General features: G+C 70.1%; 11 protein-coding genes. All 11 read right to left on the bottom strand.

Going from position 1 to position 13,638, the window contains the following annotated elements:
• Window positions 1–23: 23 nt before the first annotated feature.
• The 11 genes from murD to BHU06_RS00745 all read right to left on the bottom strand — a co-directional run bounded on the left by murD (window position 24) and on the right by BHU06_RS00745 (window position 13,622).
• Entirely contained in the window at window positions 24–1,856 is a 1,833-nt protein-coding gene (gene murD, locus BHU06_RS00795; protein WP_070397241.1) for a UDP-N-acetylmuramoyl-L-alanine--D-glutamate ligase, read from the bottom strand.
• Window positions 1,853–3,031: a phospho-N-acetylmuramoyl-pentapeptide-transferase gene (gene mraY / locus BHU06_RS00790; RefSeq protein WP_070397240.1), complete on the bottom strand. Its 1,179-nt coding sequence runs from the start codon at window positions 3,029–3,031 to the stop codon at window positions 1,853–1,855. The genes murD and mraY overlap by 4 nt, the downstream gene beginning before the upstream one ends.
• Complete coding sequence (gene murF / locus BHU06_RS00785; RefSeq protein WP_070397239.1) at window positions 3,021–4,448, bottom strand: UDP-N-acetylmuramoyl-tripeptide--D-alanyl-D-alanine ligase; 1,428 nt, start codon at window positions 4,446–4,448, stop codon at window positions 3,021–3,023. Before murF ends, mraY begins: the two co-directional genes overlap by 11 nt.
• Window positions 4,445–5,953 carry a UDP-N-acetylmuramoyl-L-alanyl-D-glutamate--2,6-diaminopimelate ligase gene (locus BHU06_RS00780; protein ID WP_070397238.1) on the bottom strand — a complete coding sequence of 503 codons (1,509 nt, stop codon included), beginning with the start codon at window positions 5,951–5,953 and terminating at the stop codon, window positions 4,445–4,447. Before BHU06_RS00780 ends, murF begins: the two co-directional genes overlap by 4 nt.
• Window positions 5,953–7,686 (bottom strand): penicillin-binding protein 2, encoded by a 1,734-nt coding sequence (locus BHU06_RS00775; protein WP_070397237.1) that lies wholly within the window; start codon window positions 7,684–7,686, stop codon window positions 5,953–5,955. Before BHU06_RS00775 ends, BHU06_RS00780 begins: the two co-directional genes overlap by 1 nt.
• Window positions 7,683–7,997 carry a cell division protein FtsL gene (gene ftsL / locus BHU06_RS00770; protein WP_070397236.1) on the bottom strand — a complete coding sequence of 105 codons (315 nt, stop codon included), beginning with the start codon at window positions 7,995–7,997 and terminating at the stop codon, window positions 7,683–7,685. The genes BHU06_RS00775 and ftsL overlap by 4 nt, the downstream gene beginning before the upstream one ends.
• An 85-nt stretch (window positions 7,998–8,082) precedes the next feature.
• Window positions 8,083–9,003 carry a 16S rRNA (cytosine(1402)-N(4))-methyltransferase RsmH gene (gene rsmH / locus BHU06_RS00765; RefSeq protein ID WP_070397745.1) on the bottom strand — a complete coding sequence of 307 codons (921 nt, stop codon included), beginning with the start codon at window positions 9,001–9,003 and terminating at the stop codon, window positions 8,083–8,085.
• Window positions 9,004–9,011: 8 nt separating this feature from the next.
• Complete coding sequence (mraZ, locus tag BHU06_RS00760) at window positions 9,012–9,428, bottom strand: division/cell wall cluster transcriptional repressor MraZ (RefSeq protein ID WP_070397235.1); 417 nt, start codon at window positions 9,426–9,428, stop codon at window positions 9,012–9,014.
• A gap of 301 nt (window positions 9,429–9,729) precedes the next feature.
• Window positions 9,730–11,061 (bottom strand): ATP-dependent protease ATPase subunit HslU, encoded by a 1,332-nt coding sequence (hslU, locus tag BHU06_RS00755; protein WP_070397234.1) that lies wholly within the window; start codon window positions 11,059–11,061, stop codon window positions 9,730–9,732.
• Window positions 11,062–11,072: 11 nt separating this feature from the next.
• Window positions 11,073–11,621, bottom strand: a complete 549-nt coding sequence (hslV, locus tag BHU06_RS00750; protein WP_070397233.1) for an ATP-dependent protease subunit HslV — start codon at window positions 11,619–11,621, stop codon at window positions 11,073–11,075.
• Window positions 11,622–11,798: 177 nt separating this feature from the next.
• The gene (locus BHU06_RS00745; RefSeq protein WP_070397232.1) at window positions 11,799–13,622 is read right to left on the bottom strand and encodes an STAS domain-containing protein; all 1,824 of its coding nucleotides are present in this window, start codon (window positions 13,620–13,622) and stop codon (window positions 11,799–11,801) included.
• Window positions 13,623–13,638: the final 16 nt, after the last annotated feature.

The following is a 13,638-nucleotide window of genomic DNA, read 5'->3' as shown; positions in this document are numbered from 1 at the left end:
GGCGGCAGTGGCCTTGCGCCGGCTCACAGGCCGCCCTCCAGGCTCATGCCGCGCGCCTCGGCGAGCTCGCGCACGGCGGCGACGAACACCTCGCCGCGGTGCACGTAGTTGCGGAACTGGTCCAGGCTGGCGCAGGCCGGCGACATCAACACGGCATCGCCAGGGCGCGCGAGCTCGGCGGCCAGGGGCACGGCGGCCGCGAGTTCGCCCGCGTCGTGCAGGGGCACGCCGGCACCGCGCAGCGCCTCCTCCACGGCAGCGCGCACCCGCGGCGCGTCGCGGCCAATCAGGACGACGGCACGCGCATGGCGCGCCAGCGGCCCGGCCAACGGGAGGAAATCCTGGCCCTTGCCGTCGCCGCCCAGGATCACCACCAGCCGGCGCTCGGCGCCCAGGCCATTGACGGCCGCCAGTGTGGCGCCCACGTTGGTGCCCTTGCTGTCGTCGAAGTACTCGACCTCGTCCACGATGGCCACGGGCTCCATGCGGTGCGGCTCGCCGCGGTACTCGCGCAGGCCGTGCAGCATGGGCGCCAGCGGCGCGCCGGTGGAGGTGGCCAGCGCCAGGGCGGCCAGCGCGTTGGCCGCGTTGTGGCGACCGCGGATGCGCAAGGCCTCGGCGGGCATGAGGCGCTGGAGATAGATCTCTTCGTCCTCCTGCGCGCGACCCTTGGCGCGGGTTTCGTCGAGCGCCAGCGCGCGCACCAGCCAGGTCATGCCATTGACGGTTTCCAGGCCCCAATCGCCCGCGCGGGTGGGTGCGTCCAGCCCGAAGCTGCACCACTGGCGCGCCGGCACCTGGCGGTTGCGGTTGCCGATCTTGACCGTCACCAGCCCGGGCTTGAGGGCCATCACGCGCGCATCGTCGCGGTTGAGCACCATGAGCGCGCGCTCGCCGAACACGGCGGCCTTGGCCTGGGCATAGGCGTCCATGCCGCCGTGCCAGTCGAGGTGGTCCTCGGTGAGGTTGAGCAGCGTGGCCGCCGTGGGCACCGAGGCCCAGGCGCCCGAAGCGGTGCCGTCGAGCTGGAAGCTGGACAGTTCGAGCACCCATACGCGCGGCAGGTGCGGGGGCTGGGGCGGCTCGGGCGGCGGCGGCGCGATGAGCGCGGGGCCCTCGTCGTCCGCTGCGGCGGGCGCGGCTTCGTCGGCGGCCGAGGTTTCGGCGGAGACGGGGCCGTCGTTGGCCTCTGCCTCGGCTGGCGCTTCGCCCGGCGGCGTGTCCTCGGGCTCGGGCTCGGGCTCGGCGGGCGACGCCGCTGCCACGGCCTTCGCCTGTTCGGCCAGGGCCTCGGCCTCGGCGGCTTGCGCCGCTTCGCGCTCGTCGTCGGCCGCCTGCGCGACGGCCTCCGCGCGCAGCGCGGCGGCCAGCACGTCCAGCAGGGCCGGGCCGATGTTGCCCGCCACGGCCACGGACCAGCCCGCGCGATCCAGCAACTGCCCGGCGAGCGAGGTGACCGTGGTCTTGCCGTTGGTGCCGGTGATGGCCAGCACCTGCGGCCGGTAGGGGAAGCGCTCGCGCCGCGACAGGCCCTGCAGGGCCTGGGCGAACAGATCCAGTTCGGTGAGCACCGGCACGCCGCGCTCGCGCGCGAAGGCGAACACGCCCTGCAGCTCGGCCGGCATCAGGCCGGGGCTGCGCGCGATGAAGGCCCAGGGCTCGCGGGCCAGCAAGGCCTCGTCGAAAGCGCCGCTGACGAAGCGAGCTTCGGGGCAGGCGCCCTGCAGCGCCATGAGCTGCGGCGGCGCGGCCCGCGTGTCGGCCACGGTCACGTGCGCACCTTCGCGCGCGCACCAGCAGGCCATGGACAGCCCTGAGGTGCCCAGACCGAGGATGAGGACGTGCTGGTCTTTCATCGCAGCTTGAGCGTGGACAGGCCGATCAGGCACAGCAGCATGGTGATGATCCAGAAGCGCACCACCACCTGGGTTTCCTTCCACCCCTTCTTCTCGAAGTGGTGGTGCAGCGGCGCCATCTGGAACAGGCGCCGGCCTTCGCCGTAGCGCTTCTTGGTGTACTTGAAGTAGGTGACCTGCAGCATCACCGACAGCGCCTCGACCACGAAGATGCCGCCCATGATGGCGAGCAGGATCTCCTGGCGCACGATGACCGCGATGGTGCCCAGCGCGCCGCCCAGCGCGAGCGCGCCGACGTCGCCCATGAAGACCTGCGCCGGGTGGGTGTTGAACCAGAGGAAGGCCAGGCCGGCGCCGGCCATGGCGGCGCAGAAGATGAGCAGCTCGCCCGAGCCCGGGATGTGCGGCAGCAGCAGGTAGCGCGCGAACACCGCGTTGCCCGTGACGTAGGCGAAGATGCCCAGGGCCGAACCCACCATCACCACCGGCATGATGGCCAGGCCGTCCAGTCCGTCGGTGAGGTTGACCGCGTTGCTCGCGCCCACGATGACCAGGTAGGTGAGGATGACGAAGCCGGCCACGCCCAGCGGGTAGCTCACTTCCTTGAAGAAGGGCACGATGAAGCCCGACTGCGGCGGCAGGTCCAGCGTGAAGCCCGAGCCCACCCAGTCGATGAAGAGCTCCAGCACGCGCGCGTTGCTGGTCTCGGACACCGCGAACACCAGGTAGAAGGCCGCCACCAGGCCGATCAGCGACTGCCAGAAGTACTTCTCGCGCGAGCGCATGCCCTCGGGGTTCTTGTGCACCACCTTGCGCCAGTCGTCGGCCCAGCCGATGGCGCCGAAGCCCAGGGTCACGATGAGCACGATCCAGACGAAGCGGTTGCTCCAGTTGAACCACAGCAGCGTGGACGCCGCGATGGCGAACAGGATCAGCACGCCACCCATGGTGGGCGTGCCGCCCTTGCTCAGGTGGGTTTGCATCGCGTACTCGCGGATCGGCTGGCCGATCTTGAGCGCGGCGAGGCGGCGGATGAACCAGGGGCCCGCCACCAGGCCGACCACCAAGGCCGTCATGGCGGCCATGACGGCGCGGAAAGTGAGGTACTGGAACACCCGCAGGAAGCCCAGCTCGGGGGACAGGCCCTGCAGCCAGAGGGCGATGCTAGGCAGCATGGGAAGAATCCTTGTGGTTGTCGGCCTGCGTCGGGTCGAGCGCGCGCACGGCCCGCACCACGCGTTCCATGCGCATGAAGCGCGAGCCCTTGACGAGCACGCTGGCCACCACCCCGGTGGCGACCTCGGCGGCCACGTCGGTGGCCAGCGCGTCCACCTCGGCGACGCAACGCGGCGCGGGCTCGCCGGCCGCGCGCAGGGCCTCGGCGGCCTCGCACATGGCCGTGCCGCTCACGCGCACCTCGTCGATGCCGCGCGCGAAGGCGTGGCGCAGCACCTCCAGGTGGAAGGCCAGGCCCTGGTCACCGACCTCGCCCATGTCGCCCAGCACCAGCAGGTGCGGCGCGGGCAGCGAGGCCAGCACATCGATCGCGGCGCGCACGGAATCGGGGTTGGCGTTGTAGCTGTCGTCGATCAGCGTGAGCACGCGGCCACCCACGGTGACGGTGATGGCGCGCGAGCGGCCGCCCACCGGCTCGAAGGCCTCCAGCCCGCGCGCGATGGCGTCCAGCGGCACACCGGCGGCCACCGCGCAGGCCGCGGCCGCGAGCGCGTTGCGCACGTTGTGCCGGCCCGCGATGCGCAGCCGCACCTCGGCATCGCCCAGCGGCGAGGCGATGTGCAGCGCCCAGGCGCCGTCGCGCCACTCCGCGCTGTGCGCGCGCACGGTGGCCTCGGGGTCGGTGTCGCTGAACGTGAGGCTGCGCCGCGCGCCGGCCAGCGCCTGCCAGACGCGGGTGTGCACGTCGTCGCTGGGAAACACGGCCACGCCATCGGCGCCGAGCGCCGCGATGACGGCGCCGTTCTCGCGCGCCACGGCCTCCACCGAGCTCATGAACTCCTGGTGCTCGCGCTGCGCGTTGTTCACCAAGGCCACCGTGGGCGCCGCCACGGCGGCGAGCTGGGCGATCTCGCCCGGGTGGTTCATGCCGAGTTCGATCACCGAGCAGCGGTGCCGCGGATTGAGGCGCAGCAGCGTGAGCGGCACACCGATGTCGTTGTTGAAATTGCCCTGTGTGGCGTGCGCGGCCTCGCCGGCGTGCGCGCGCAGGATGCTGGCGACCATCTGCGTGACCGTGGTCTTGCCATTGCTGCCGGTCACGGCGATCAGCGGCAGCGTGAACTGGGCGCGCCAGGCCTGCGCCAGCTGCAGCAGCGCGGCACGCGAATCGGGCACCTCGGTACCGGGCAGGCCGGCCTCGGCCAGGCCACGCTGCGCGAGCCCGGCCACCGCGCCAGCGGCCGCCGCCTGCGCCAGGAAGTGATGGGCGTCGAAGCGCTCGCCCTGCAGCGCGACGAAGAGGTCGCCGGCGCGCAGGCTGCGGGTGTCGGAATGCACGCGCTCAATGGGCGCGGCGATGCGGCCGACGGCGCGCGCGCCGGGCAGCGTGGTGAGCAGTTCGGCCAGGGTCTTCATGCGGCCTCCCGGCGCAGCGCGAGCGCGCGGCGCGCGTGCTCGATGTCGGAGAACGGCGACTTCACGCCCCGCACCTCCTGGTAGTCCTCGTGGCCCTTGCCGGCGATGAGCACCACGTCGGCGGGCGCGGCTTCGCGCACCGCCAGCGCGATGGCCTCGGCGCGATCAAGCACGGTGCGCGCGGCGGCCGGGTCGCTCAGGCCGCGCGCCATCTGCGCCAGGATGGTGGCCGGGTCTTCACCACGCGGGTTGTCGCTGGTCAGCACGGCGTGGCGCGCCTCGCGCTCGGCCACGGCGCCCATCAGCGGGCGCTTGCCCGGGTCGCGGTCGCCACCGCAGCCGATCAGTACCCACAGCGCCCCGCCGCGCCGCGCGGCCAGCGGTTGCAGCGCCTGCAGGGCCTTCTCCAGCGCGTCGGGCGTGTGCGCGTAGTCCACCAGCACCAGCGGCGCGCCAGGTGCGTCGGCCTGTGCCTGCTGCATGCGGCCGGGCACGGGCGTGAGCGCCGCGCAGGCCTGCGCGGCGGCGGCGAAAGGCACACCCAGCGCGCGCGCCGCGGCCAGCACGCCCAGCAGGTTGTGCACGTTGTATCGGCCCACCAGCGGCAGGCTCAAGGCCTGGCGTTGCCGCTCCTGGCCGCGCGGGTCGCGTTCGATCAGTTCGAAGGCCAGGCCCGCGGGCGTGGTGACGACGCCGCGCGCCTCGAGCCGCGCCTCGCTGTCGATGGCCACGGGCCAAAGGTCCAACCCCCGCCCCTGCAGGCGCGCCAGCAGGCCGGCGCCGTGCGGGTCGTCGGCGTTGACCACCGCGGCCTTGAGGCCGGGCCAATCAAACAGGCGCTGCTTGGCGGCCCAGTAGGCGTCCATGCTGCCGTGGTAGTCGAGGTGGTCTTGGGTGAAGTTGGTGAACACGGCCACCGCCACGCGCGTGCCGTTCAGGCGCCCTTCCTCCAGGCCGATCGACGAGGCCTCGATGGCGCAGGCGCGCAGGCCCTGGTCCACGAAGCCGCGCAGCTCCTGCTGCAGCATCACCGGGTCGGGCGTGGTCAGGCCGGTGGCCAGCAAGGCCGCGCCGGGGCGGCCGATGCCCAACGTGCCCACCACCGCCGCGGGCCGGTTGCAGGCCGACAGCAGCTGCGCCGCCCACCAGGCGCTGGAGGTCTTGCCGTTGGTGCCGGTGATGGCGATCACGTCAAGCGCACCGCTGGGCTCGTGGCACCAGGCGCTGGCGATGGGGCCGGCCTGGGCCTTGAGGCCGGGCACGGCCAACACGCGTGGGTCGTTGCGGCAATCGAAGGCGTCCAGGCCTTCGCGCTCGACCACGGCCGCGCTGGCGCCGCCACGCAACGCGTCGGCCACGAAGCGGCGGCCGTCGGTGGCCGCGCCGGGCCAGGCCACGAAGCCGTCGCCCAGGCGCACGCGGCGGCTGTCGCACACCAGCCCGCCGGTGACGCTGGCGCGCAGCCACTGGGCCACGGCTTCGGGATGGACGAGCGTCTGAACCATCAGAACGTCTCCTCCACCGGCTCGCCGAAGATCTGCGGCTTGACGTTCATGTCGGGCTGCACGCCGAGGATGCGCAGGGTTTCCTGCACTGTCTCGCTGAACACGGGCGCGGCCACCAGGCCGCCATAGAACCCGCCTTCGCTCGGTTCATCGATCGACACCGCGACGATGATGCGCGGCTGCTCGATGGGCGCCATGCCGACGAAGAAGCCGCGGTATTTGCCTTCGGCGTAGCCGTTGCCCTCTTGCTTGCGCGCGGTGCCGGTCTTTCCGCCCACGGAGTAGCCCATGGTCTGCGCGCGCGTGGCGCTGCCGCCGGGCTTGGTCACCAGGCCCAGCATGTCGCGCACGGCGCGCGCGTTCTGGGCGCTGAAGACACGCACGCCCTGCGCGGGCGTGTCGCTCTTGAGCAGGGTCAGCGGAATGAGCTCGCCCTCGCGCGCGAAGATGGTGTAGGCCTGCGCGAGTTGGTAGAGCGAGACGGACAGGCCGTAGCCGTAGCTCATGGTGGCCTGCTCGATCGGGCGCCAGCTCTTGTAGGGGCGCAGCCGGCCGGCCACCGCGCCCGGGAACGGCACCTGCGGCTTCTGGCCGAAGCCCACCTGGGCGTACATCTCCCACATCTCGCGCGGGCTCATCTGCATGGCCATCTTGACCGTGCCCACGTTGCTCGATTTCTGGATCACCTCCGACACCGTCAGCACGTCCTTGGGGTGGGTGTCCCGGATGGTGGAGCCACCGATGACGATGCGGCCAGGCGCCGTCTGGATGGGCGTGTTGGGCCGCACCAGGCCCTTGTCGAGCGCGAGCGCGGCAATGAAAGGCTTCATCGTCGAGCCGGGCTCGAAGGTGTCGGTGAGCACGCGGTTGCGCAGTTGCTCGCCACTGAGGTTGCGCCGCTGGTTCGGGTCGTAGCTGGGGTAGTTGGCCAGGGCCAGCACCTCGCCCGTGCGGGTGTCGAGCACGATGACGCTGCCGGCCTTGGCTTTGTGCTGCAGAACGGCCTGGCGCAGCTTCTGCCAGGCGAAGTACTGCACCTTGCTGTCGATGGACAGGCTGAGGTCGGGGCCGTCCACGGGCGGCACGACGTCCTGCACGTCCTCGACCACGCGGCCCAGGCGGTCCTTGATGACGCGGCGCGAACCGGCCTTGCCCGCGAGTTGCGACTGGAACGCCAGTTCCACGCCCTCCTGGCCACGGTCTTCCACGTTGGTGAAGCCCACCACGTGGGCCGTGGCCTCGCCCTCGGGGTACTGGCGCTTGTACTCGCGGCGCTGGTAGATGCCCTTGATGCCCAGCGCGGCGATCTTCTGCGCCACGGGCTCATCCACCTGGCGCTTGACCCAGACGAAGGTCTTGTCGTTGTCGGCCAGGCGCTTGCGCAGATCGGCGAGCGGCATGTCGAGCAGGCGGGCGAGTTCGCGCAGCTTGGGGTGGTTCTTGTCCACGTCCTCGGGGATGGCCCAGATGCTCTGCGCCACCACGCTGGAGGCCAGGATCAGGCCGTTGCGGTCGAGCACGCGGCCGCGGTTGGCCGGCAGCTCCAGCGTGCGCGCGAAGCGCACCTCGCCCTGGCGCTGAAAGAAGTCGTTGCCGATGACCTGGACGTAGGTGGCACGCCCGGCCAGACCAGCAAAGGCCAGCGCCAGGCCGAAGACGATGAACTTGCTGCGCCACACGGGCGTCTTGCTCGCCAGCAGCGGGCTGGAGGCGTAGTTGATGCTGCGGCTCATCGCGCGCCCTCCCCGCCTTCGGCTGCGGGCGCCGGGGCCGGCGTGGCTGCGCGCTCGCTCACGTACTGCGTGATGCCCGGGGTGACCTGGCGCATCTGCAGCTGGCGCTGGGCGAGTTGCTGCACGCGCGCGGGCGCGGCCTGCGCGCGGCGCTGCACGGCCAGTTGCTCGTGGTCGGCGTCGAGCCGCTTGGACTGGGTCTGCGCACGGTCCAGCGCCGAGTAGAGGCGGCGCGACTCGTACTGGGTGTGCACCAGGTAGAAGGCGCTGGCCAGAACGGCCAGCAGCAGCACGAGGTTGAGCCGGATCATGGCAAGGCCCTCACGCAGGCCACTGCGTGTGCTGCGCGATCCCCCGAAGGGATGCGAGCTGGCTGGAGGCGGTCCGGCGCGGCGCTCATGCCACCCCCGTTCGCGTGGCCACGCGCATGACGGCGCTGCGCGCGCGCGGGTTGCCCTGCACCTCCGCTTCGGACGGCATCACGCGGTGCACCTCGGCCAGGCGCGTGGGCGCGGGCTCGGCGAAGGGCGCGCGGCGGTCCACCACGGCGCGCGAGTGGCGCGCCATGAACTGCTTGACCGGGCGGTCTTCCAGGGAGTGGAAGCTGATGACCACGAGGCGACCTTGGGGCTTGAGCAGGGACAGGCTGGCTTCTAGCGCCTGTTGCAGCTCTTCAAGCTCGGCGTTGATGAAAATCCGAAGAGCCTGAAATGTGCGCGTTGCAGGGTCCTTGCCCGGCTCGCGGGTTTTGACCGCGCCAGCCACGATTTCGGCCAGCTCGCCGGTGGTTCGAACAGGGCCCCGTTCCTGTCGGCGACGATCAATCGCCTTTGCAATCGGTGCAGCAAACCGTTCTTCGCCATAGTCACGAATGACCTCCGCCAGGGTGGAAATGGGCACCGTCTCGAGCCACTGGGCCACGCTCTGGCCACGCGTGGTGTCCATGCGCATGTCCAGCGGGCCGTCGTGGCGAAACGAGAAACCCCGCGCGGGGTCGTCGATCTGCGGCGAGCTCACGCCGAGGTCCATGAGGATGCCGTCGGCGCAGGCCGGCGGCAGTTCGGTCATGGCCGCAAAGCCGCTGTGCCGCACCGAGACGCGCGCATCCTGCGCGGCCAGTTGGTGCGCCACCTCGATGGCCTGGGGATCCTTGTCGAAGACGGTCAGCCGCCCTTGGGGCGACAGCCTTTGCAGAATGGCGCGGCTGTGCCCGCCGCGGCCGAAGGTGGCATCGACGTAGTGGCCGTCCGGGTTGATCGAAAGCGCCTGCACGGCCTCGTTCAACAGGACGGTCTGATGGGCCCATGTCGTCTCCACCACCGCCCTTAGAAGGAAAAGTCCTTGAACACATCGGGCATCTCGGCCTTCATGGCCTCGGCCTCCTGTGCGGCATACACCTGGGCGTCCCACAGTTCAAGGTAGGCGCCCATGCCGAGCAGCACGACATCTTTGCTGATGCCCGCCGCGGCGCGCAGTTCGGGTGAGACCAGCACGCGACCGGTGCCGTCCACCTCCACATCCATGGCATTGCCGAGGAAGATACGTTTCCACCACTGGGCCTGCATGGGCAGGTTGGCGATGCGGCCGCGGAAGTCTTCCCAGGCCTCGCGCGGGAAGACCATGAGGCAGCCATGGGGGTGTTTGGTGATCGTGAGCGAGCCACCCAGGGCGTCGCGGTGCCGGGTCGGCACGGACAGCCGCCCCTTGGCATCGAGACTCAGCGAAGACGCGCCCTGGAACACCGCTTTTGACCTTCAGGTGGGACATACCACCACTTAATTGCACTTATTCCCACTGTAGCAGGAAAACACTCGCGCACCAGGGGTCATGCACACTTTTTTTCAATGAAATCAACCACTTAGAAGTGATTTCGCGGGGAATCCAGGACCAAAAAGCACATAAAAAGCAAGCACTTACAAAGGTCAGTGCAAGTGAAGCTTCAAAACAGGAACGCCCGTGGGGTGGTTCCACGGGCGTTTCACGAGGCGACGGGCGGTGAGGGTGGGTCGGCGGCGGGAAAGGAGCCCCGACCAGTCAGGCCGCTCAGAGGATGTAGCGCGACAGGTCCTCGTCCTGGCTGAGCGCGCCCAGCCGCCCCTGCACGAAGGCGGCGTCGATGTTCACGGTCTGGCCCTGCAGCTTGGCCGCGTCGAAGCTCACTTCGTCGAGCAGATGTTCCATCACCGTGGAGAGCCGCCGCGCCCCGATGTTCTCGGTGCGCTCGTTCACCTCGCAGGCGATCTGGGCCAGCTGGCGGATGCCGTCGGGCTGGAACACCAGCGTCACGCCCTCCGTCTCCAGCAGCGCCTGGTACTGCCGCACCAGCGACGCATGGGTCTGCGTGAGGATGGCCTCGAAGTCGTCCACCGACAGCGACTGCAGTTCCACGCGGATCGGGAAGCGCCCCTGCAGCTCGGGGATGAGATCGCTGGGCTTGGACAGGTGGAAGGCACCGCTGGCGATGAACAGGATGTGGTCGGTCTTGATCGGCCCGTATTTGGTGGACACCGTCGTGCCCTCCACCAGCGGCAGCAGGTCGCGCTGCACACCCTGGCGCGACACCTCGGCCGTGCCACCGCTCTCGCTGCGCGAGGTCACCTTGTCGATCTCGTCGATGAAGACAATGCCGTTCTGCTCGGCGTTGTGCAGGGCGCGGGCCTTGATCTCGTCTTCGTTGACGAGCTTGGCCGCCTCTTCGTCGATCAGCAGTTTCAGTGCCTCGGCGATGCGCAGCTTGCGCTGCTGCTTGCGCCCGGCGCCGAACTGGCCGAACAGGCCCTTGAGCTGCTCGGCCATTTCCTCCATGCCGGCGGGCCCCATGATCTCCATCGTGGGGCGTGGCTCGGCCACCTCGATCTCGATCTCGCGGTCGTCGAGCTGGCCCTCGCGCAACTTCTTGCGGAAGGCCTGGCGCGCGGTGCTGTCGGGCGTGGGCTGGGGCTCGAAACCCACGGCGCGCGGCGGCGGGATCAGTGCGTCGAGGATGCGCTCCTCGGCCACGTCCTCGGCGCGCGCGCGCTGCTGGCGCATCGCCGCGTCGCGCGTCTGCTTGATGGCGATGTCGGCCAGGTCGCGCACGATGCTGTCCACATCCTTGCCGACGTAGCCCACCTCGGTGAACTTGGTGGCCTCGACCTTGATGAAGGGTGCGTCGGCCAATTTGGCCAGACGGCGCGCGATCTCGGTTTTGCCCACGCCGGTCGGGCCGATCATGAGGATGTTCTTGGGCGTGATCTCCGGGCGCAGTTTTTCGTCCACCAGCTGACGCCGCCAGCGGTTGCGCAAGGCGATGGCCACGGCGCGCTTGGCGCCCTTCTGGCCGATGATGAAGCGGTCGAGCTCGGAGACGATCTCCTGGGGTGTCATCGAAGACATGTCAAACGGCCTCAGTCGAGCGTTTCAATGGTGTGGTTCATGTTGGTGTAGATGCACAACTCGCCCGCGATGGCGAGCGATTGGCGCACCACATCTTCGGCGCTGAGCGCGGTGTGGTCGATGAGCGCCTTGGCCGCGGCCTGGGCGTAGGCACCGCCCGAGCCGATGGCGACGATGCCGTGCTCTGGCTCGAGCACGTCGCCATTGCCGGTGATGACCAGCGCGGCGCTGCGGTCGGCCACCGCGAGCATGGCCTCCAGGCGGCGCAGCACGCGGTCGGTGCGCCAGTCGCGCGTGAGCTCGATGGCCGCGCGCGCCAGGTGGCCCTGGTGCTTCTCCAGCTTGGCCTCGAAGCGTTCGAACAGGGTGAAGGCGTCGGCCGTGGCGCCAGCGAAGCCCGCCAGCACGCGGTCGTGGTAGAGCTTGCGCACCTTGCGCGCCGTGCCCTTGATGACGATGTGGCCCAGGGTGACCTGGCCGTCGCCGCCGATGGCGACCTGCACGCCCTGCGGCGTTTCGCGGCGGACGCAGACGATGGTGGTGCCGTGAAAAGATTCCATGGGGTGGCAGATGGGGATGCGATGGCCCCCCCTCAAGGGGCAATGGAGAAAAAGCCGGCGCACAACCCGCCACGCACCACGCGGTCCAACCCAGTGACGCCGCGGAACCGGCTTTGCCGGGCCGCTGGTGTCGCCCCTTTGAGGGGGTCGCGCGCAGCGCGGCGGGGGTGCTTCCTGCTAGTCGTTGCGAAGGACCACCTTCGCGTACTCGGTGATGCCGATGACGTGGAAGAAGGCCGAGACCAGTCGGTGCACGTCGACGAACTGCACGAGCCGGTTCTGCGCATGGTGGTTCGACACCCAGTTGAGCAGCGTGCCCGCGGCCGAAAAATCGACGCGGATCAGGTTGCGGCAGGAGAGGATCAGCACGTCGGCACCTTCCAGCCGCTGCTCCAGCATGTCGATGGTGCTCTGCGCGTCGCCGCGGATTTCGCCCGACAGCTCCACCAGGCCAAGGTGGTTGATCGACCCGGGCTGCGAGTCCATGGCCGACTCGCCCGAAAGCGTGGACGGCGGCGAGAGGGTCTCGATCACCGATTCGCCCAGCACGGAATGGCCTTCGTCGCCATCGCCACGCATCGACTGGTAGCGGCAGCGTGGCCGCTCCCAGCCCGGCGGGGACAGCTCGTAGGTGACGCAGAAGTCCAGCGCAGTGAGCTCGAACTCATCCGCCCGGTTCATCAGCCGCAGCACGGCCATGCGCAGCTCCCACCACAGCTGCTCGACGTCGCGGCGGCCCGAATGGGTCATGCTCTTGAGCACGTCGCGCAGCCTGGCGCCGCCCACGAAGCGCAGCTCCACGTCCTGGTCGGTCCAGAGCGTGACCAGGCCCAGCAACGCGCGCGCGGCCTTGGGGTCCATGCTGCTGAGCAGGCTCCAGTCGATCACCCAGGGCTGGCGCGCGCGCGTCAGCACGTTCTGCAGCGAGCCCACGGCGTGCGCGTCAAGTTCGGCCTCGCAGGCCCACACGGCGCGTGCGTGCCCGGCGGCGATCGGCGCGTCGGCCGCGACCACCATGCGCTGCACCGCGGCCGGCATGTCGTACCACTGCGGGGCCGAGCGGTCGAAACGGTTCACGAACTCCACCGCCCGGTTCTCGAAGGGCGCGAGCTGGCCGGTGGCGCGGTACAGGTCGAACAGGGCGAGCCAATCGGCCTCCTGGTCGACGCGGGCGCCGCCGTCGGACACGGCCTCCAGCAGCCCCTGTTCCGCACCGGCATCGTCGCCATTGGCGAAGCGGATGGCGGCCTCCTCCACCTCAGGGTCCTGGGCCACCTCCTGCACGTCCAGCGCGTAGAAGTGCGAGGCCGAGAACTCCGAGCCCAACTGCTGGCTGCTGGGCGTGCCCGCGCGCGGCGCCATCAGGCCCGTGCGGGGACTGCTGGGGGGCTTGATCGGCGCGGGCGCCGTCGCCTGCGACGGCCGCAGCGCCATCGGCTCGGTGGGTTGGTGCTCGCGCTGCGCCGAGGGATGCAGCAGCGGCGCGGGCTCGGTCACGTCGTACTGGGCGCGCAGGCGCGCCGGGTCCACCTGAGGCAAGGGCCGGATCGGCGAGGCCTCGCGGGCCTTCGACGGCAAGGTTCCGGGCGGCTGCGCGGCGCTGTTGGGTCCCGGTGAACCGGTGCTGGTGATCGAGTCCGCGCCCTTGGTTTTCCACCACTGCATGGACATCTGCGCCTCGATCTCGTCGATCTTCTTGAGCGTCATCGCCCGGTCATCGGGCTTGGAGGGGATGCTGCTCTGGAAGAAGGACGGGCGCATGCCCTGGGCCTCGGCGGGCGAGCCCTCGCGCGAACGGATCTTGCGCAGCATGTCGAACTCGCGCTTGCGCACGAAGTCGTTGCGCCGCTTGCGCTCGATCATCTCCTTGAGCGCGGCCTTGCTGTATTCGCTCTCGCGGTCCGACTGACGGGTGTCCAGGTCGGCCCAGCTCGTGGTGGGGTGGCGAACGAACTTCACCACCTTGGAGAGGAAGCCGCCGCTGGATTCGTCCTTGGACATTGGAACCGGGCTGTGG

The sequence above is a fragment of the Hydrogenophaga sp. PML113 genome (assembly GCF_001777155.1).
GTDB classification, from domain to species: Bacteria; Pseudomonadota; Gammaproteobacteria; order Burkholderiales; family Burkholderiaceae_C; genus Hydrogenophaga; species Hydrogenophaga borbori.
The sequence above is the reverse complement of the archived record's forward strand: the minus strand, read 5'-3'. Positions and strand labels throughout refer to the sequence as shown.